The organism is Shewanella sp. ENK2, from assembly GCF_043568515.1.
Taxonomy (GTDB): domain Bacteria; phylum Pseudomonadota; class Gammaproteobacteria; order Enterobacterales; family Shewanellaceae; genus Shewanella; species Shewanella japonica.
Window position 1 is genome coordinate 1,545,700 of the sequence record NZ_CP171406.1, and the last position, 19,330, is coordinate 1,565,029.

A 19,330-nucleotide genomic window follows, 5' to 3' on the forward strand; every position below is an offset into this window, starting at 1 on the left:
AACGCTAGCGCTGACTGGCAATATCTCGAATCTGAAATCTTGAACTATAATTAATTCATTGAAAAAGCATGATGGGTTTATCAATGAATAAAAAAACCAATATTTGATCCCAAAACATTCCTTCTTGATAATCCTAATGAGCTCATATCATTAGATAAATGGCAGAAAACGGTGAACTTACTTGCTAAGGTATTTCATGCTCCTGCCGGTTTTTTAGTTCAATTTACCCCCGATGATGGCTTTCAAGTCACTATCTCAAGTCAGCAAGACAGTAATCCCTATGCAGCAGGCATTGTCATAGAACCCGAAGCCAACATTTTCTGTCGCCGTATCGTTGAAACTGGCAATCCGCTGTATGTGCCCAATGCCCCGATAGACCCTTGTTGGGATACCAACCCAGAAGTCCACAACGATGGCTTTACGTCTTATTTGGGCGTCCCTGTGTTTTGGCCTGACGGGCACCCTTTCGGAACATTCTGTGTCATGGATTATAAGCAAACAGAATATGAGGACAGTTACTTAGAGCTTATTGAACAGTTAAAAGACATTCTTGAATCTGATCTCGCCTTAATCGATTTATACGGCCAAATGCAGCAACTGGCGATTACTGATCCTTTATCTGGCATTAATAATCGCCGTGGCTTTGAAACCCTGAGTCAGCAACGTATTGCGCTAGCCAAACGTAACCAAGCTAAACTGGGACTTTGCTACTTAGATGTCGATAACTTTAAGCTTATTAATGACCAATATGGCCATAAAACGGGTGATGATATGATTAAGCACATTGGCACAGTATTGCAGAATACCGTGCGTCAAAGTGATGTCATTGGTCGTATTGGTGGGGATGAATTTGTCGCACTGGTTATGTTAGAACATGAGTCCGATCTCGTTGCTTTTAAGCAACGCTTAGAGGGTGGTTTTTGCTGCGCGAAACGCGCGAAACATTTACCTGAGTATTCCGTCTCTATTGGTAGTATCGAAGTCGATTTACATGCCAATTTTACTGATTTACTCGATAAAGCCGATAAAGAAATGCTTAAAAATAAAAATCAAGTTGCTTAATTATGTTAATTTATCAACCACTTACAGTTGATTACTGTTATTTACTATCGGATACTACTCGTTAATAACAACCTAATTCTAAGCTCGCTTACGAGTGAGCTTTGCACCTATTCAACACACTCGTTAAGTGCAGAATCAAGCAGCTGCAAATCAGCAACAATCACGGTAGGCTGTATTTCCCACGGGTCAAATACAGCGCCTTCAGTTCGCTTAACCCATGCAGCTTTAAGCCCTGCAGCTATTGCACCTGTCACATCAAATGGATTACTGGAAATCAGCCAAGTATGACTTGCAGAGGAATGAGATTGCGTTAAAAAATAGCCGTATATTTCAGGATTAGGTTTAAAGGTTTTAATTTCATCAGCACTCACCACACCTTCAAAAAAGACATCAATGTCTGCGGTTTTCAGTAAGGTTTCCACAGCATCTTTGGTGCCATTAGAAAACGCGAATAAGCGATAGCCTTGTTCTTTAAGCGCCGATAAAGCAGGCTTTACATCATCAAAGGCAGGCAATGTTTTGTAGCATGCCATTAAGCGATGTTTTTGTTCAGCAGATAAATTGATTTGATAATACTGGCAGGTATATTCCAACGCTTGGCGAGTACATTCAGTAAAGGGAACATAATTTTGCATTAAACCACGGCGAAACGAATACTCTAATTGTTTTTCGCGCCAGCGGTTTGAAAAGTCCATGGCCTTATCACCCACCATAGACTGTAATTGAGTTAAGACGCCATGGGTGTTAATTAACGTGCCGTATACATCAAATGCTAGCGTGGGTTTGATAGCTTGTTGTGTCATCCCTGCCCCTTGGCTTAACTTATCCCTCAACCATACTTAAGCTTCAAGCATACATAAGTTTCAAACCTACTTCGCTCGCTAACATCTGTGACAGATTAAGCACGTTTGGCCAAGGGTGGATTGCTGAATATAGCTTCAATAAAATCTTGAATGGTATTGTCGTCACTATTGGCATGGGCATAGGTTCGAATACCGATAATTTGCACTTGTAAGAAACGAGCCAAGGCTTGTGGCGTTTGGCTTGAATCTAGCTCGCCATTGTCTTGTGCTTGAGCTAATAATTTCGCAAATGCAGCTTCGACCATAATAAGCGATTGCTTAGCTTCTTCGAGTAACTCGGCATGCTCTTCGGTTAATTCAGCCACTGTTTTAACCAGCATACACATACCGCTTGGGGCATTTTGTTTACGAGATGAAATAGCACCTTCAACGAATAGTTTTAGTGCGGCAAGTGGTGAGTCAGATTGCTCAACACATAAGTTTAACTGAGCAACACCCGATTGCGCATAGTGCTGTAGCGCCTCTTTGAATAAACCCTCTTTACTGCCAAAGCTTGCGTAAATGCTACCCGGACGCATATCTATAACTTCTTGTAAATTACGCATAGATGTTGCGTGGAAGCCTTTTTCCCAATAAAGGTCAGCAGCTTTTTTAATGGTTTCTTCGCGATTAAATTTGGCAGGTTTACTCATAGCTATCTCGATATCTCAATCTATATTAAACAGTCTCGCGACTCATATTGAGCACTCGTTCAATTATAGTTTGAGCATACGTTCAAGTCTAGGGCCTGTTGTTCTTTCAAGGTTATTTTTGCAGCGAATTGTTGACCATTTATACAAGGCAGAGGCTTTGTAATGTAGTTACTCTACATAAAAAGTCGATAACGCAGTAAAAATGGCCAACAAACGCTGCCTAAAGGGTTCGACTAAAAGTGTTTTACTCTTTGTTGGATGAATTTTGCTTAGATGACTAGGCATCAATCCATCCGCCTCAATTAAAACGCTTTTATTTCGAACAAAACTTAACCAGCAAAGAACAACAGGCCCTAGTATTATTGCTCATAAAAAAGCCTAACTTGAGATTCAAGTTAGGCTTTCTAGATATCGATGTTTCCTATTGCTATCCGCTATAGAATAACTTGATAAGTCATGTTCAGACTCAGTAAATTACGCCTTCACTGTGGCTTTTTGGTAAGGGATACGAAATGCCATAGTGTAAGTCACTGGCAATACGATAAGCGTTAGAATCGACGCAAATCCAAGACCAAAGATAATGGTAATCGCCATTGACCCAAAGAATGCATCACTTAATAGCGGCACCATACCTAGCATAGTGGTAATTGCCGCCATCAATACTGGTCGTACACGGCTCACTGATGAATCAACAACCGCTTGATAAGGGTCTTTACCTTGGGCTAACTCCACGTTGATTTGGTCCACCAGCACGATACCATTTTTAATGATCATCCCAGTTAAGCTCAATAAGCCAAGTAATGCCATAAAGCTAAACGGCGCATCAAATAACAACAGACCCGATACCACACCGATTAACGCCAGTGGTACAGTAAACCAGATAACTAATGGCTGCCTAACAGAGTTAAACAGTAATACCGTAATCAAAAACATGAATAAGTAACCCATAGGTAGTGAGCTAAATACTGACACTTGCGCTTCAGTTGATAGTTCATACTCTCCGCCCCATTCAAGCTCATAGCCTGCTGGCAGTTCCATGGCTTCTATTGCTGGACGTAATTTACGGAATACGGAATCAGCTGTTTCATCGGTACCATTAATCGGATCGGCAAGCACTGACAACACACGCTTACGGTCACGACGCATAATGATTGGGTTTTCCCACTCAGTATCAAAGCTCGACACCACTTGTGTTGCAGGAACAAAGGTATTGCTTTCGCTACTCCATACTTGCAGTTTCCAAATACTTTCAGCATCTAAACGTTCTGATGCGGGTGCACGAGCAACAATCGGTAGCAGGTGGCTATTTTCGCGATACACACCCACTGACTTACCACTAAAGTTGGTCAGTAATGCATTGTCTAAGTCCGTTTTGCTGATACCGGTTTCTCTAGCTTGAGCAAAAGCAAGTTGCGGGCGGATCATTTGAACTTGATTGCGCCAGTTATGTCTTACGCCAACGGCTGTTGGTTCGGCATTAAAAATCGCTTCAGCTTTAACCGCGATTTCACGCAGTACTTTTGGATCTTCGCCATAAAAACGCGCTTCAATTTTAGCCGCTGGGCTTGGTCCATTTTCCATGTATTTAAAGCGATATTCAGCCTCAGGAAAACGCGCACTCAGCTCTTTTTCCAGAATACGCATATAGCTGTTTACGGTAGTTAAATCGGTCATTTCAATCAATAACTGACCATAAGCACTGTAGCCTTTTTCTGGTACATAGGGCAGTACGTAACGCTGTGCGCCTTGACCCAGCACAGTGGTCAAGTTAACCATGCCGACATCTTTTTCAGCTTGCTCAGCTAATAGATTCTCTTCAATTTTATATAAGAAAGACTCAGTCGCTTTTATATCAGTGCCTTCAGGCATCCACACATCAACATAAAATATTGGCGTGTTTGACGCAGGGAAGAACACGTTTTTCACATGGCCAAAGCCAGCAAGTGAAGTGATTAATGCTGCAATAATTAACAGAACGGTAAGCACTCTAAAGCGTATCGCTAGGTTTAATGTGGTGCGATAAACCTGGAATAACCAACCTTTGTATGGGTCATCTTCAGCATCTCCTGTTGGCGCTTCACCATCTTTGAACATCATATTGCAAAAGAAAGGTGTTAGCGTCATCGCAGTAATCCAGCTAATAAATAGCGAAATTAACAACACTTGGAATAACGACACACAAAACTCACCGGTAGCAGTGTCAGATAAACCAATAGGTGCAAAAGCAATAATGGCAATAATGGTGGCACCAAGTAGCGGCCATTGGGTTTGTGTGACGACTTCTTTGGCAGTTTCTAAACGGGTTTTACCACGTTTAATGCCAATTAATATCCCCTCAGTAACTACAATGGCGTTATCCACCAACATACCTAGCGCAATAATTAAGGCACCAAGCGAGATTAACTGCAGCTCAATATTAAGCACTTTCATCATGATAAAGGTGCCAAGAATCGTCAGTAGCAATACTAAACCAATCAGGATGCCAGAGCGTACGCCCATAAACACCAACAGCACACCAATCACAATTGCGATAGATTGAGCAAGGCTGACTAAAAAGCCTTTTACCGTTTGATCGACCATCTTACTTTGGTCGTAAACCGTTTCTAGCTGCATGCCAATAGGTAGTTCGCCGTTAAGCTCTACCATTCTTGCATTGACACTTTCGCCAACCGTTACCACGTTCACGCCACTTGAGAACGAAATACCAATCGATAATGCGTTTTTACCATTAGCATGATAGATATTGCTTGGGGTTTCTTCTGTGTCTTTGTAGATTTTGGCGATATCCCCTAGGTAGACTAATTTAGTGCTACCAGGCGCACTCACCAATAGGCGCTCCATTTCCGATACGCTATCAAATTCCCCAGTTGGGTGAATACGAATACGGTTATCACCAACACGGATAGTCCCAGCATTAGATACCACGTTCTGACTATTGATTAAGCTGTAGATATAATCTTGATCTAGGCCTAACGCATTGAGCTTTTGCTGAGACATCTCAACAATAACTTGCTCGTTAATTTTACCTGCAATGGTGACCTTTTTGATGCCATCAACGAGCACAAGTTCACGACGTAAGAAGTCCGCATAATTTTGCAGTTCACGGTTGCTATAACCGTCACCGCTGACATTAAGTAAGATTCCGTAAACATCACCAAAGTCATCAATCACAGATGGGGTATTCACCCCGGGTGGTAACAAAGGGATCGTGTCATTAACCTTACGGCGAACTTCATCCCACATTTGTGGGAGCGCGTCTTTGTCGTACTGCTCTACAATTTCAATTTCGATTTGCGATAAACCCGCACTGTTAATTGAAACTATGTGCTTTATGCCATCAAGTTGTTGTAATGCATCTTCAAGCGGTAAAGTGACTTCCTCTTCCACTTGTTCAGGTGATGCGCCAGGGTAACTGGTCACCACTAGTGCATTTTTAAGAGTGAACTCAGGAAATTCCAACTGACCTAAGCTAAAAAATGAAATACTACCGCCAACGAGTAACAATAGCGCGAACATCCAGCTGATCACCTTACGGGTGATCGATAATTCTGCAAAATTCATCGCTTATACACCTCGTTGCCAGCGCAACGGCTTCACTGCCTGATCTTCAGATAAGTACTGCACACCAGCAACCACAACTTGATCACCAATATTAATACCATCAATAATTTCAATACCATGAGTGGTCACATTACCAATTGTCACTATGTGCTGTTTCACGGTGCCAGACTTTTCACTGTATGCCCAAATCACACTCTTACCGTCAACATCACGCTTCAGTACCGCGCTAGCAGGAACAATCGCTGTGATGCTGTTGGTATCAATACCTGAAATATCTAGGCTCACTTCAGCACTCATACCCGGTAAAACCGTCATCGTTTGTGGACGCGGTAAAGTAAATACCACCTCATAACTTTGAGTACCTTGAGTTACCTGAGTGGCATACTCTTTTAAACTCACTGGATAGGCATTAGCAGGGTTATTAGCAAAGCGTACTTCAGGCATAAATTCCGCATGAGGATTAAACTTTGTCACGCTGCTTGCTAAAGACTCTGGCACTTGGATGACCACGTCAATATTGCTGTCTTTTTGCAACACTAGAATGGTTTGGTTTGCTTGCACCATTTGATAGTTATCCATATCAATTTTAGCGATGGTGCCATCATAAGGCGCTTTTAACTCTGTGTAGCTTAATTGGTCACGGGCGCTGGCTAAATTCGCTTCAGCAGACTTAAGCTGTGCTTTGGATAAGTCGTAGTCGGCAGCCGAGATTAACTCACGACGTAATAGCTCGCCTTTACGTTTAAAATCCGCTGCAGCAAGCTCATGGTCAGCTTCACGATTCAATAAGGTGTTGGTTGCATCGCGATTATCAAGGCGAGCTAGTGTCATGCCTTTTTTCACTTGCTGCCCTTCAAACAAATTAAGATCCACTAAATGGCCTGGAACCCTAAACGCTAAAGTGGCTTGTTTTGTTGCTGCCACTTTAGCTGGGAAAGCGCGTACTGAACCCGCGTTTACATCTGTCACGGTCAGCAGTTTTACTGGCCGAATGGTCGGTGGTGCCACTTCTACTGACTCGGCTGTACAGCCAGATGTCATCAAAATGAATAAAATTAGTGAGAATGGCATTACGAGGTATTTCATTATCGAATTTCCCATGGTGTATCGAATATTTTGTAGCGTTGATGTAAACAGGGCGCAACAATAACAGTGATCACAGTTTAATAAAATGGAATGATTTGGAACCAAAGGTTCCATTTATTGAAACTATAATAGCTTGCTATAAACAGGTAGGTGTGGGCATAGTGATAATAGATAAATAGAATTGCATTGTGTGATGCTTAATTTCTGTACATACCTTTTGAGTTGTAAACATGAAAACCGAAGATATATCTTTATTCCATAGAATTGTAGAAACTGGCAGCCTCGTTGAAGCTGCGGACATTCTTAACTTGCCTAAATCGACACTCAGTCGCCGTTTAAATGGCTTAGAAGAAGAGTTGAATGTCAAATTGTTCCATCGCCAAAGTCGCTCGATGACCTTAACTGCATCGGGGACGCATTTTTACGATAAGACCACATCGATGATGTCGTCACTCGAACAAACGCTCTCCGAACTCACCGATGCTAAATCTGAAGTGAGTGGTCATCTACGGATTTTAATTTTCCCCATTCCTGAACTGCTGCAAATTACCCAAGGCATCTTCAAGTTTATGGATCTGCACCCTGGCATTACCGTTGAGTTTATTGTCAGTGCTGAGCCACAAGATATGATCCGCAACAACATTGATTTGGCCTTTATGTTGGAAGACTCATTCAATGAAAATGAGATGGTTGCGCGGCATATTTTCAGTGAAACGGTGCACTTTTTTGCCAGCCCTGAATATTTAAAAAAAGCCGGAACACCCAAAACACCTGAAGAAGTTACTCATCACAATTCAATTTTATTTCGCTACCCCAACGGGCGGATATTTAACGAAGTGCCTTTTGGCCAAGACATGACGTTATCGGTAAAAGGTAACCTCTGTGTTAATAACCTTTCAGTATGCTTAGAAGCAACACTGTCAGGTCGTGGGATCTCAATGATGCCATTACCTTTTTGCCAAGAACACGTGGAATCTGGCGAGCTTGAAATGCTATTTAAAGAAGTCGCCCCATACGAAGGGAAATGTTTCCTAGTTTACCCGTCACGTCGTTATATCAGCCTTGCCAGTCAACGCTTTATTGACCATATGATGGTAGAGCTAGAAAATTGCTCAGTCACAGGCACCTGTAATCAAGAGATTAATGTACGCGGGCCAATTAAGCCGTTAATTTAATCAATTAAAGCCTAAATAAGCATTAACATCGAAGCACAATGTGGTGCTTCACTTAATGCTTAAATCAATCAAAAGGCCTTCCCCAATAAGTGAGCATTGTAATATAAAGACTCCTAGCCCAAAGCTATGACTTACCCCCTCTTAGCCGCTAAAAATGTCTAAATTTTTCTAAAATTACGCTAATTATTGCAAAAAACACTAATTTTCAATCAATTGACTCATCATACATATAAACATCTTTGGATAATGTCCTCAGCGTTAAAACGCGTATGGCAATCAATAGTCCGAAAAAGTTGGGTATGATGAACAAAAAAACTTATTAGCTTATAGCTTACCAATCGCTGCACTAGCTTTAACTGGGTGTGGGAGTGACGGGAAAGATGGAGAGGATGGTATTTCACCTCCATTTACTACTCCATCGGCAAATGTTTTGTCACTAAGCATAGAAGAAGTCTCTGTGACTGATGGCAGTCTAAATGTTAAGTTTTACACTGAAAATGAACAGGGAATACCTGTATCTAAAATTAACAGTATCCGAGTAGAATCAGCGCAATTACAACCTGAAAATAACGGCGATAGTTCTGCATGGCAATACCTTGTTAACGAGAGTTGTACTGATACTTGCCCAGGCAAATTAACAGATTATGCTGATGGTCATTATGAGTATCAAATGGCAACGAACTTAGCTGACAGTAACTACTTTCCTAACGCTTATGATGAAGCATTACCTCAACGTCTGATCATAAGAGTGAATGCATCCGAATCAGTACCTCTTACTTATCAAAACACTGATTACATGGTGGATGGTTCAGAATTATCTTTCACCAGAAATATTGTCGATAGCCAAACTTGCTTAAGCTGCCATGAAGACATTGCCAGTATCAAACACGGTGGTGACACACTAGAGAACTGCGCGACCTGTCACTCAGCAGGTAGAGTAAGTGATGACAAAACTTGGCCTATTGTGGCTCACAAAGCCCATATCGGTGTGAGTTCAGAAACTGTTGGTAATTGTTTAGCTTGCCACAATACTGAGGAGTCTACTGAGTATTCAGAAGCATTAAACTGGCAAACCATGCCAACTCGCGAGAATTGTTCAAGCTGTCACAATCTAGAAGACGCTAAAGTCGATCACAGTGGTATGACTGACAATACTCAGTGTTCAAGCTGTCATAATGCTGACCATGTATATGACAAACATCGTGGCAAAGCAGATGCAGGTATTGCTGGGCGAAGCCTGATGGACGTTAACATTAGCGATGCAAAAATTGTAGACGTTGATGGTCAACCATATGCTGAAATTGTCGTGGGTCTTGAAAACCAACAAGGTGTACAAGTTCCTTTTACCAGTACCAATGCGGCTGATTGGGATTATCTCAGCGGACTGGAACTGTATGTTAACTGGGGCGTTGATGTCGATTTCACTCAAGGTCAACAGGATGGTACTGGACTTGCCGGACATATGGGGCAAGGTCGTGGCTACACCGTATATGGCAAGACAACCAAACGTATGATTTCAGAAGAAAGTGGTTTGCGTCCATTAACACCAGTTCACGAGCTAGTTGATGGCAACTTGGTTTACCGTGTCGGGCCTATTGAAATGAATGATACCTTTGGCGGTGATATGTCTGCCGATTACGGCTTCATTTCCAATCGGGTATTCTTCTGTACAGATGAATTAAACCAAACTGCAACTTGTGGCTCTGAGGGTGTTAAGAGCAATGCTACTTACAACAAGCGTTGGTTCTTTGATGCAAATGGCTTAAGAGATGAAATTAAACGTCGCCCAATTGTGTCGAATAAAAACTGCGGTTCATGCCATGGTTATAATGAAGAAACAGATACTACCGAGCTAAACTGTCGTAGCTGCCATTCACGTAATACCGAGTCTAACCTTGAGCTTGCCAATACAACCTGCTTCTCAGGTAATGATGGTGAAGAAGCGATAGCGCTTAAGCCAATGATGCCACGTGGCAAAGGCTACGGAACGTCAACAGCTGATATTGTTGATGCCTGTGTAGCTTGTCATAACCCAAATACTCCTCCAACTCAGGCAATTCGTGAGCGTCATACAGTGCAAGGCGATAAAGATTTTGTTGAGCAGTTGGTGGTAAGCCACCCAGATCATAAAATTTGGATGCACTCTTTACATAACAATCAACGCGCCACACAGAAACAACCTGATTGGGTGCGGTCAGTGAATTACCCAGCTGATAAAGCGAATTGCTACCGTTGCCATGAAGGAGACACGTTTGGTGCAGAAAGACTGACTGAATCAGGAAAACCATTAGCTCTCGACTTAACTTACGATCCAGATAGCCGTGCTTATCCGGCGACTGACGTTAATGTTGATGCTTATGTTAGCCCTGTATCAGCGACTTGTTATTCATGTCATGCAAAGCGATACGATGAAGAATCTAACACTATGGTTATCAAACCCCATGTTCGTGCTCACATGGAACAAAATGGCGGTCGTTTTGGTGTAACACAAGAAGAACTGGTTACAGAATCTTGTGTTACTTGTCATAAATTAGACAAGCTAAAACAACAGCACAAACTGCAATAACCCACATTTCACCATCACTCCCCACACAAGGGGCGCTTGCGCCCCTTTTAAAATTCAATTTGGGTTAAAAATTGTGACAATTTCAGCATCAAGAACAATCAGATTTAGCTATATTACAAACTTCTAAAACTAGCGGAAATTATCATGATATTGTTGGCCAATTTGAATTTCGACTCAGATAATCAAACACTGACCGATACCAGAACTGGTGAACAACAAACATTATCTTTTTCTGAAAATGCTGTGCTCAAACAGTTAGTACTGAGTAAATCTGTTGCCACCAAAGCTGAACTTCAATCTGCGGGTTGGCCTAATCGAAATGCAACAGATGCATCACTTAATCAATGTATCAGCACCTTAAGACGTAAACTCGCAATTGATGAGTTATTAGAACTTAAAACGATTCCCCGTCATGGATACTTATTAGTTTTACCAAAGGAAAAATCCTCATTCGAATCACCTTTTCCAATTCAAAAGTTTAAGAAATCTTTATTTCTGTTCGCATCTTTAATGGCTGTTATTATTGTGATTATTATCAAGCATTATTCCTCAGTTAACATTCCATTTAATTTCTGTACCAATGACAGTCAATTTCAATTGAGCCACACTGATTGCCATTCCATTTCGTTACCAGAAACACAACAACATAAACCTTGGGTGAGCCACTTTGAGGATTACTTCAGCTTCGCAATTTGCCAAAGTGACGATTGCGATATGACTGGTTGGTTGAACCTAATTCAATCGAATAATGTGATCACTGAAAAGCAAATCACTGACCAAACTCAAATAATCAATCAGCAACCCAAAATTCCAAGAAACCAGCTCAAATTACCTGAGGAGGCATCAGAGTCCAAGTATTCAACGGAGCAACATTACAATCATTATATATATTACCCAACACCTTCGGGCGGTACTATTAGAGTCGATTTCAGAATGACGTTACTTTATACCCATGCGAACACAGGTATCATGACTGTTAACGCCTGCATCAGCCTATTAAATTGTGACGGAGCATCGATACAATACCAAGCTCGACATGAGTTTGTTGAACATAAACTCGTAGAAAATGGATTTAATATTAGTGCTTTTGAAACTGAAACAATTCATCAGGAACTGACACCGGATCAACATCTCGGCAACCACAATGAGCTACTTAATTTTTACCGCTCAATGCGTCGTAACATATTACTGAATGAAGCGATTTGGTTTTATCGTCTTGAAGAAAAACAAAACTCTGCTATTTGGCAATTACCACTCTTAGGTAGGCCGGTAGCATGGCTTCATAGGCAAAAATTAGCATTAGCACAGTAATATTGTTAGCCAGCAAAGCCTTATAAACTTAACCAAGGCTCCGAAATTATAACAACAATATTAATTTGACGTTTATGTTGAAAGATTCATTTAATGAAAATGAAATGGTTGCTAGGGCCTGCTGATCTTTTCTGGTTAGGTTTTGTTCGAAATAAAAGCGTTTTAATTGAGGCGGATGGATTGATGCCTAGTCATCTAAGCAAAATTCATCCAACAAAGAGTAGAACACTTTTAGTCGAACCCTTTCGGCAGCGTTTGTTGTCCATTTTTACTGCGTTATCGACTTTTTATGTAGAAAACGGCACCACAAAGTCTCAGCCCTGTATAAATGGGCCAACAATTCGCTGCAAAAACAACCTTGAAAAGTCAACATGCCCTAGGCACATCATGAGCGAGACAGTACATTTTTTTGCAAGCCCTGAATACCTTGCCCGAGCTGGAACGCCGCAAACCCCTGAAGAAATCAGCGATCACAATTCAATTTTATTTCGATACCCAAATGGACGAATATTTAATGAAGTCCCATTCGGCCAAGACATGGTTTTATCAGTAAAAGGGAATTTATGTGTCAACAACCTCTCTGTTTGCTTAGAAGCCACTTTAGCTGGAGCAGGTATCGCCATGATGCCATTACCTTTTTGCCAAGATTATGTCAAAACAGGTCAATTAGAAATGCTGTTCAAAGACTCAGCCCCTTATGAAGGAAAGTGCTATTTAGTCTACCCATCAAGACGATACATTAGCCTTGCCAGCCAACGTTTTATTGATCATATGCTCATCGAACTAGAAAACTGTTCACAAACGGCGACCTGTAACCAAATAGCTAAGATTCGTGGTGCGATTAAACCACTGATTTAGGCCCGTTCAACACCTATAATATTGAAATATTTTAATAAAAAAGGATGCCCTTTCTGGCATCCTTATTTCATTTAAAGCGGCTTTTTATTGTCGATTTCGAGTAAAGCCAACAATAATTTTTTCTCTTTAGGTGACAACGACGCCACTGCTTTTTTAACATTTTTCTGATATTGGGCAAGCGTCACCTTATCGCCAGCGATTGCTGCATCTAGGGTTTGTTCATACTTAACCAATAAATTATTCATTTTATCGGCGTTATCCATGTTCTTTTTGTGCGCGGTATAAGCGAAAAACAACACAATTAACAAGGTAAGCAAGCTAAAAAAATTGAAGTCTAAGGTGAAAGTAACCTTGGATTTTTTGGCAGTTTCAGTCATAGGGTTACTCCGTTATCATTGAAATTTTAAGTTTTATTAATTCAGCCTGTTTACCAAGCTCTGCAATGGCGGCTTGTTCTTGTAGATTAAAGTAATAAATACACCCCACTACAATTAAGGCTACAAGTAAGGTTGATATGTTTTCAGCTAGCCATCCGACAACTAGCTCTACAATCCATGAGAGTGCGTTAGTCATTATTTTTCATCTCGTATACTTTCCTTGCCCTGTCTTTCATTCGATAAAAACAAAGCGTTTCAACACCAACAACTTGCTGGTTACTGGCACCGTTAACAGTGATAATTATTACTTGCCTCATATTGTCGCCTTACATTTTGGCAGCTCTTGGTAATCAAAGGTATTCAGGCTGATTGATTGACTAATGGCCGCAGCATCAAGGCTTTTTAACATAAAGCAGCGATAGCGCTTACTGTTCTCAAGCTCTAACAAAATAAGGTTATTATGGCCTTTACTCTTTAAGCTATTAAGTAAAGCTAAGGTCTCTTCATTATTATTTAAATAGCTGACCATATTGGTTTCAAGCTTATCAATAACTGACTTCTTCCCAACTGAGCCTTGGCTTAAATTAAACCAATAAATCGGGTCGTCATAATTAGAAATAAAGTTAGTGGCTAACTCGCTAACCTTAGGTTTATAGAAGTACTTTTGCTCTGCAAGCACGCCGATATTCGTATGCTCTAAAAAGTTTGGCATGCTAACTGATTTCACTTTATTGTCCGCTAACCTGACACCCATGTAAGCCCCCACATTGAGGTCTTGTTTTAGTACAGTAATATTCGTGTCAAATGGCGAGACAACCTCTTGAAACCCTAGTAAATTAGGGATGAATTGCAGTTGTTTATGAGCAAAGTCATCGTAAATTCGAAATGGATTTTCCCTTGAAATAATCTCACCTGTCGCTGCATCCTGAGTATCTGTATTGGCATACAGCAGTTCAGCAACAACATCAATAACAGCTAAACGGCGATAGGTACTGTGGATACCATTCTCAATATCCATCACGTAACCAAAGCCCATAGTAAAGCCTTGGTCAAGCAATGACTCTGTACTGTATGTATCAGCAAAGTTTGCCATCATTTGGTTGTAAGCGCTTTTGCTGTTCAGGCTAGAACCAACCGGCAACGCAAAGGCCAAGACACCGCCTACAATCGCGACAGATAAATACCCTTTATGGCGTGGATATAGGTAAAGACCAATTTTTAAAAATAACCCGCCAATCGCAAACAAGCTGGCGACAATACTAAAGGGAGGAATAACCGCTAAGGTGACCGCATCTTTACCCAGTTTATGCATACTGCCGCCAGGCGAAAATGCGGCTGTGGCTGCCGTCGATGTGACCATTTTAATAAACGAAATATTGTCTTGTTGATCCAGCCATTTTTTCTTGTAATTTTGTTCAGAAATGCCTGGTGTAAAGCTCGACAAATAAAATGGCCCTAAGCTATCACTTGCAAACTGCTTAACAACATCAGAACGAGCAAATGCCACCCGGTCAAGCCTTGGCTTTGGTAGCTTAAATTGAGATGACGCAAGATATTCATTCCAAATGCTTTTGGCTCGGCCTTTATATTTAGCTTCAATCGCATTTCGCAGTTGTTGATGATCATCAAATGTCCAATCATTACTGACGTTGACGATCCCACTTTTAAATGTACTAATCGCTATTTGGGTCGCGATTGTTGAGCTAAGGTACTGCTCATAGTCCATGTCTTCTGGAATGCCATAATGGCGATGTAAGTAGTTCACTCGCCCTCTATCAAACATTCCCAGTAAATTATATTTAGACTTGAATACTTTAGAAGCGTTGATCTCATCAGGTGCTAAGTAAATACCGAACGGTTCTCCATCTTCAAATTTGAGGTTGTTGATGTAATCTGCAAAGAGTTGTCTATTTCTATCTCGGCAATCTCTTTTACAATCTGAGTCCCAATATCTTCTTTTAAATTCACTAAATTCTTTACGAAGCACACTTTCATCATCAGTGGCATAGCTTTCTCTAAACTCACCTGCAGTAAGCAAGGCTTCAGAGTATTCTTTCCAGTGGTCACTGATATTAGTATTAGCTTGCTTTAGTAACGCAACACGCTCAGCTTCAATCAATGCATAATTATTTTCTCTTTTAAATGCAGTGACATACTCTTTACTGGCTTGCTTATATTGCGAAAACTCTTGCTCATAAACGCGATCAAACTGACGAATACGCGGTAACGCTTCTGCTATAAACACATCTTCTTGGCGGCTTAACAAAAACTGATTGGCCATGCTTTCTAAATTACTGCCAATCAGGCTATTAAAGCCCGTTGATAAATAAGCTAAAGACGGGATCATTGCGACCATCAATTGCTTGCGATTTGGGTCACTGGCAATGTTATCTAACTCTGGAAATCCTTCAATACTGACCACTTCAGCCAAGTAAGCTTCTTTATAAACAATAGCTCTTACGGCACCTAGCTTACCTTCATTACTGGTAATGTTAACCGCGGTATCGACTGCCACGCGAAGCGAAGGAATGATAAGCGCCCAAGCAACCAGTAATACTAGCGGCCTAATTTTCCAATTTAGCTGCTTATTAACATATTTATCGTCTTTATCAGCCAATGAAGGCAAGAGCGTTTTAACTCGTTTACTGTTAACGAAAAACGTTGTGATACATAAAGCCAAACCAAAGCCAGACAAGACTCGACCAAAAAGTTCGAGCCGCTCGGCGTTGAGACTAAATTCACCAAAAACCTGTTGAATAGGCTGAGCATATAAGTCAATCAATAGCACATTGAGCGATAACTCTAAACAAACATACACACTGAACAAAGCCAGTATGAACACAATAATGAAGTGCTCAAAAAGTTTACTTTTCATTATTTACGCGCCTTAAAATTGCTCTGCCATTTACGGTTTTAGTGTTACCGTCGCCAACTCTGCTACTGCACTCTGCAAGTAAGTGACTTTCTGGCTTAATGCATCGATCGGCAATTAACTTGTTGTTATCGCCATAAGGCTTTTTATCACCCCATATGTTGAGATAAACCCCTTCGCTAAATAGCGCTTCTTGCTCAGCTAACTGATTAAAGTCAGCATCTTTAGGCAATGTTGCTACCAGTAGTTGTTGGTCGATTTTTAATGGTGGTTTTAGCTCATCGTTTACTGGTTCACTAACCAAATTAGTATTGGTTTTCATGCACGCAGTTAATGGATCCGACTCGAAAATAATGGCTAAGGTTTCACTATCACCAAAGCTATCGTTTACTTGTATTTGGGTGACCCCGTGAGATGACGAACGAATAAATCTTTGCTGGCTATTTGCTTTGGTGGTGATGGCCTGAAACCCTGCGGTCTTAACCGACGCAGCCTGACTCGCAGACACAATGAATGAATTGGCATGTTGTTCAAACACCTGACTCACAACTTGCATAAGCCGCTTCAATTGGGCGTTTGTTGTGTTAGCAGATGGCTGAAATATTAACTGGTCTTGTGCTGAGAATGTAGCAGAAAAGTCTTCATAAAAATCGTTAAGTGGCATCAATTCACGCTCGGGATTAACGACTTTCCACTGTTCATCGCTATAAATGACTTTTAAAACAAAGCCACTAAGTAAATCTTGATGCTGACCAATATAACTCGGCAAAGGTCTATCGCTAATTTGATAATAAAGCGCAGATTGACACACATTTTGATTTAACGGCAATACTTCACCAGTGCGACTGATGACCAGATTTCGACGTTCTAATGCATGTTGTAAGGCTTGATCTTTTGAAAGTAAACTTGCGTGGGCTGCGATAGATGGGCTGATATTGATAGCAGGTTTATAGCTATCTGGTCTTTTATCCACTGCACATCCGGTAAACATAAGCGCTACCAGTAAACCAATACAGACATTTCTCAATAACGACACAAAAATCCCTCTTCTTTATCATTGCGAACTGAAAGTAAAGCAGAAAATTAACAAATGCAACGAAAGTGGAACCTTATTCGTTCAATAAGTGATCTAAAGTCGCTTTTTGTAACGTTTACTGTCATTTCTGCCTATTTTTCAAACAGTAATATTGAAGCGCTCCAACTGACTTTATCCTTTATCAGTCAGGTCATCTTTAAGGTATTTCTACAATTCCGCCACCCAAGCTGTGATATCTCGAGTGGTGTCATTCACAATAAAATTAACTTTTTAAGATCGACTCTCCAACTAATGGCTTCTATTTATCTTGCATCATGTGGTTTGATTTTTAATCGATAATTCAAAACCTTAATTCACAAGTTGCTAATATTAATGACCATCAAAGCATGTACTCATCCCCCAGCTATGATCGCTTTGTACGAAAATAGCTCAATGCACTATTGCGATCGAATACATCATATGTTTACACTAATTATATCAATTTGCTTGTATATCTGTTTGTAAACATAGGTCGCCAAATCGATGACCCATTTATTTGCACTGTTGTCAGTTAGCCCTGCCTCAATTGATACAGAGGAGAAAGCAGCCTGACGTTGACTGTTTCCTCTTATAAAAAATAAGCCCTTATAGCCCGAAAATGTAAGAGCTGACATTATTTTCCCTAGTAAATAAATGGACTATTTATGAACAAACTTAGAAAGTTAACGGTACTCACATGCAGTATTGCCAGTCTTTTCTCTCTACATAGCTTTGCCGCAGCGCCTAGCGCACCACCTATTGCTAAACCTGGTGAAACTTGGGTATTACAAGCCAAGCGTTCTGATGAGTTTAATAATAAAGACTCTGCTAAATGGAACTTTCAGCCTGAAAACTTTGGCGTTTGGTCTTGGCGCGACAGTAATGCTGTTGTTTCTGGCGGCAAGCTGACTCTAACCACTCGACGTGAAAATCACACCCGTACTTTCTGGGATGGTTGTAATAAAAAACAAGTGCCAAACTACCCTTTGTACTACACCTCAGGCATAGCTAAATCACGTGCAACGGGTAATTACGGTTATTACGAAGCAAGAATTAAAGGCGCAAGTACTTACCCTGGTGTATCACCTGCATTTTGGATGTATAGCACGATTGATCGCACCCTGACTGAAGACGGCGATGTGCAATACAGCGAAATTGATGTGGTTGAATTAACGCAAAAAAATGAAGTTAGAAAATCAGATCATGACCTACACAACATTGTAGTCATTAATGGTGAGCCGACTTGGCAACGCCCGTTAAAAGTGCCATTTAATCACAATCAAATAATTCTGCCTTATGATCCTCGCAACGACTTTCATACCTATGGTGTAAACGTCACTAAAGACAGCATCACTTGGTATGTCGATGGTAAAGAAATCGCCACTAAGGAAAATAAATATTGGCATCGTCAGATGAACTTAACGCTGTCACAGGGATTACGTGCTCCATTAACTGAATTTAGATGTAACCAGTTCTATCCATCAGATCAACGACCATCTGCCGGTTACCCAACCTCAATGGAAGTTGACTACGTTAGAACATGGTTTAAAACCAACGGTGGCACTGGGCCAACCGATCCTACTGACCCAACAGATCCTGATAATGGTAATGACTGCCCTACTACTTGGGTTCCGGTAACAGGGGTGACAGTCACACCTGCTTCTAAGGTGCTTGCTAAAAACCAAACTGTTAGCCTGAATACTACGGTATTGCCGCAATGCGCCACTAATAAAAAAGTCACATATTCATCAAGTAATGCCACTGTTGCCGTGGTTAACTCAAATGGCGTTGTTACCGCGCGTAAACGGGGTAATGCTGTCATTACAGTAAAAACCAAAAATAAAGGTAAGGTAGATACGGTCAATATTACGGTTAATTAATCGACTTAATATTGCATTAAACTCATCTATCCA

Annotated in this window: 15 protein-coding genes; 6 read left to right on the plus strand and 9 right to left on the minus strand. The window is 40.9% G+C overall.

All coding sequences use genetic code 11. The features are described from left to right. The first annotated feature begins 171 nt into the window (after positions 1-171). Complete coding sequence (locus ACGEDC_RS06740; protein WP_394497282.1) at positions 172-1,062, plus strand: sensor domain-containing diguanylate cyclase; 891 nt, start codon at positions 172-174, stop codon at positions 1,060-1,062. 107 nt (positions 1,063-1,169) lie between these two features. On the opposite strand, the gene ACGEDC_RS06745 is transcribed toward ACGEDC_RS06740, so the two are convergent. From ACGEDC_RS06745 to ACGEDC_RS06760, 4 genes are all read right to left on the minus strand, one after another. Next, complete coding sequence (locus ACGEDC_RS06745; protein WP_394497284.1) at positions 1,170-1,865, minus strand: haloacid dehalogenase type II; 696 nt, start codon at positions 1,863-1,865, stop codon at positions 1,170-1,172. Positions 1,866-1,960: 95 nt separating this feature from the next. After that, complete coding sequence (locus ACGEDC_RS06750) at positions 1,961-2,557, minus strand: TetR/AcrR family transcriptional regulator (RefSeq protein ID WP_394497286.1); 597 nt, start codon at positions 2,555-2,557, stop codon at positions 1,961-1,963. Positions 2,558-3,031: 474 nt separating this feature from the next. Beyond that, a complete protein-coding gene (locus ACGEDC_RS06755; RefSeq protein ID WP_394497288.1) occupies positions 3,032-6,118 on the minus strand; it encodes an efflux RND transporter permease subunit in 3,087 nt (1,028 codons plus the stop codon). A gap of 3 nt (positions 6,119-6,121) precedes the next feature. Further along, the gene (locus tag ACGEDC_RS06760; protein ID WP_394497290.1) at positions 6,122-7,204 is read right to left on the minus strand and encodes an efflux RND transporter periplasmic adaptor subunit; all 1,083 of its coding nucleotides are present in this window, start codon (positions 7,202-7,204) and stop codon (positions 6,122-6,124) included. A gap of 230 nt (positions 7,205-7,434) precedes the next feature. Between ACGEDC_RS06760 and ACGEDC_RS06765 the strand changes: the two genes are divergently transcribed. The 4 genes from ACGEDC_RS06765 (at position 7,435) to ACGEDC_RS06780 (ending at position 13,114) form a co-directional block, all read left to right on the plus strand. After that, positions 7,435-8,379 (plus strand): LysR family transcriptional regulator, encoded by a 945-nt coding sequence (locus tag ACGEDC_RS06765; RefSeq protein WP_394497292.1) that lies wholly within the window; start codon positions 7,435-7,437, stop codon positions 8,377-8,379. Between the two features lie 430 nt (positions 8,380-8,809). Beyond that, positions 8,810-10,945: a multiheme c-type cytochrome gene (locus tag ACGEDC_RS06770; RefSeq protein ID WP_394497294.1), complete on the plus strand. Its 2,136-nt coding sequence runs from the start codon at positions 8,810-8,812 to the stop codon at positions 10,943-10,945. A gap of 144 nt (positions 10,946-11,089) precedes the next feature. Continuing rightward, positions 11,090-12,256, plus strand: a complete 1,167-nt coding sequence (locus ACGEDC_RS06775) for a winged helix-turn-helix domain-containing protein (RefSeq protein WP_394497296.1) — start codon at positions 11,090-11,092, stop codon at positions 12,254-12,256. Between the two features lie 387 nt (positions 12,257-12,643). Continuing rightward, positions 12,644-13,114: a substrate binding domain-containing protein gene (locus ACGEDC_RS06780; protein ID WP_394497298.1), complete on the plus strand. Its 471-nt coding sequence runs from the start codon at positions 12,644-12,646 to the stop codon at positions 13,112-13,114. A gap of 71 nt (positions 13,115-13,185) precedes the next feature. Here the strand turns inward: ACGEDC_RS06780 and ACGEDC_RS06785 are convergent, their stop codons facing one another. From ACGEDC_RS06785 to ACGEDC_RS06805, 5 genes are read right to left on the minus strand one after another with little or no spacing between them, the layout of a single operon-like run. Continuing rightward, a complete protein-coding gene (locus tag ACGEDC_RS06785; RefSeq protein WP_055025552.1) occupies positions 13,186-13,491 on the minus strand; it encodes a hypothetical protein in 306 nt (101 codons plus the stop codon). 4 nt (positions 13,492-13,495) lie between these two features. Next, positions 13,496-13,687, minus strand: coding sequence for a hypothetical protein (locus ACGEDC_RS06790; protein ID WP_055025553.1), 192 nt, complete (start codon positions 13,685-13,687; stop codon positions 13,496-13,498). Then, the gene (locus ACGEDC_RS06795) at positions 13,680-13,808 is read right to left on the minus strand and encodes a hypothetical protein (RefSeq protein WP_263863658.1); all 129 of its coding nucleotides are present in this window, start codon (positions 13,806-13,808) and stop codon (positions 13,680-13,682) included. Before ACGEDC_RS06795 ends, ACGEDC_RS06790 begins: the two co-directional genes overlap by 8 nt. Then, positions 13,805-16,366 (minus strand): hypothetical protein, encoded by a 2,562-nt coding sequence (locus ACGEDC_RS06800; RefSeq protein WP_394497302.1) that lies wholly within the window; start codon positions 16,364-16,366, stop codon positions 13,805-13,807. Before ACGEDC_RS06800 ends, ACGEDC_RS06795 begins: the two co-directional genes overlap by 4 nt. After that, a complete protein-coding gene (locus tag ACGEDC_RS06805; protein ID WP_394497304.1) occupies positions 16,356-17,399 on the minus strand; it encodes a hypothetical protein in 1,044 nt (347 codons plus the stop codon). Before ACGEDC_RS06805 ends, ACGEDC_RS06800 begins: the two co-directional genes overlap by 11 nt. Before the next feature lie 683 nt (positions 17,400-18,082). On the opposite strand from ACGEDC_RS06805, the gene ACGEDC_RS06810 reads away from it, so the two are divergent. Beyond that, positions 18,083-19,297: a family 16 glycosylhydrolase gene (locus tag ACGEDC_RS06810; RefSeq protein ID WP_394497306.1), complete on the plus strand. Its 1,215-nt coding sequence runs from the start codon at positions 18,083-18,085 to the stop codon at positions 19,295-19,297. Positions 19,298-19,330 lie beyond the last annotated feature (33 nt).

Bases quoted from the DNA above. Each gene is read 5' to 3' on its own strand.
- ACGEDC_RS06755 (WP_394497288.1), bottom strand. From the start codon at position 6,118: ATGAATTTTGCAGAATTATCGATCACCCGTAAGGTGATCAGCTGGATG.
- ACGEDC_RS06760 (WP_394497290.1), bottom strand. From the start codon at position 7,204: ATGAAATACCTCGTAATGCCATTCTCACTAATTTTATTCATTTTGATG.
- ACGEDC_RS06795 (WP_263863658.1), bottom strand. From the start codon at position 13,808: ATGAGGCAAGTAATAATTATCACTGTTAACGGTGCCAGTAACCAGCAA.
- ACGEDC_RS06790 (WP_055025553.1), bottom strand. From the start codon at position 13,687: ATGACTAACGCACTCTCATGGATTGTAGAGCTAGTTGTCGGATGGCTA.
- ACGEDC_RS06800 (WP_394497302.1), bottom strand. From the start codon at position 16,366: ATGAAAAGTAAACTTTTTGAGCACTTCATTATTGTGTTCATACTGGCT.
- ACGEDC_RS06745 (WP_394497284.1), bottom strand. From the start codon at position 1,865: ATGACACAACAAGCTATCAAACCCACGCTAGCATTTGATGTATACGGC.
- ACGEDC_RS06775 (WP_394497296.1), top strand. From the start codon at position 11,090: ATGATATTGTTGGCCAATTTGAATTTCGACTCAGATAATCAAACACTG.
- ACGEDC_RS06780 (WP_394497298.1), top strand. From the start codon at position 12,644: ATGAGCGAGACAGTACATTTTTTTGCAAGCCCTGAATACCTTGCCCGA.
- ACGEDC_RS06765 (WP_394497292.1), top strand. From the start codon at position 7,435: ATGAAAACCGAAGATATATCTTTATTCCATAGAATTGTAGAAACTGGC.
- ACGEDC_RS06785 (WP_055025552.1), bottom strand. From the start codon at position 13,491: ATGACTGAAACTGCCAAAAAATCCAAGGTTACTTTCACCTTAGACTTC.
- ACGEDC_RS06750 (WP_394497286.1), bottom strand. From the start codon at position 2,557: ATGAGTAAACCTGCCAAATTTAATCGCGAAGAAACCATTAAAAAAGCT.
- ACGEDC_RS06810 (WP_394497306.1), top strand. From the start codon at position 18,083: ATGAACAAACTTAGAAAGTTAACGGTACTCACATGCAGTATTGCCAGT.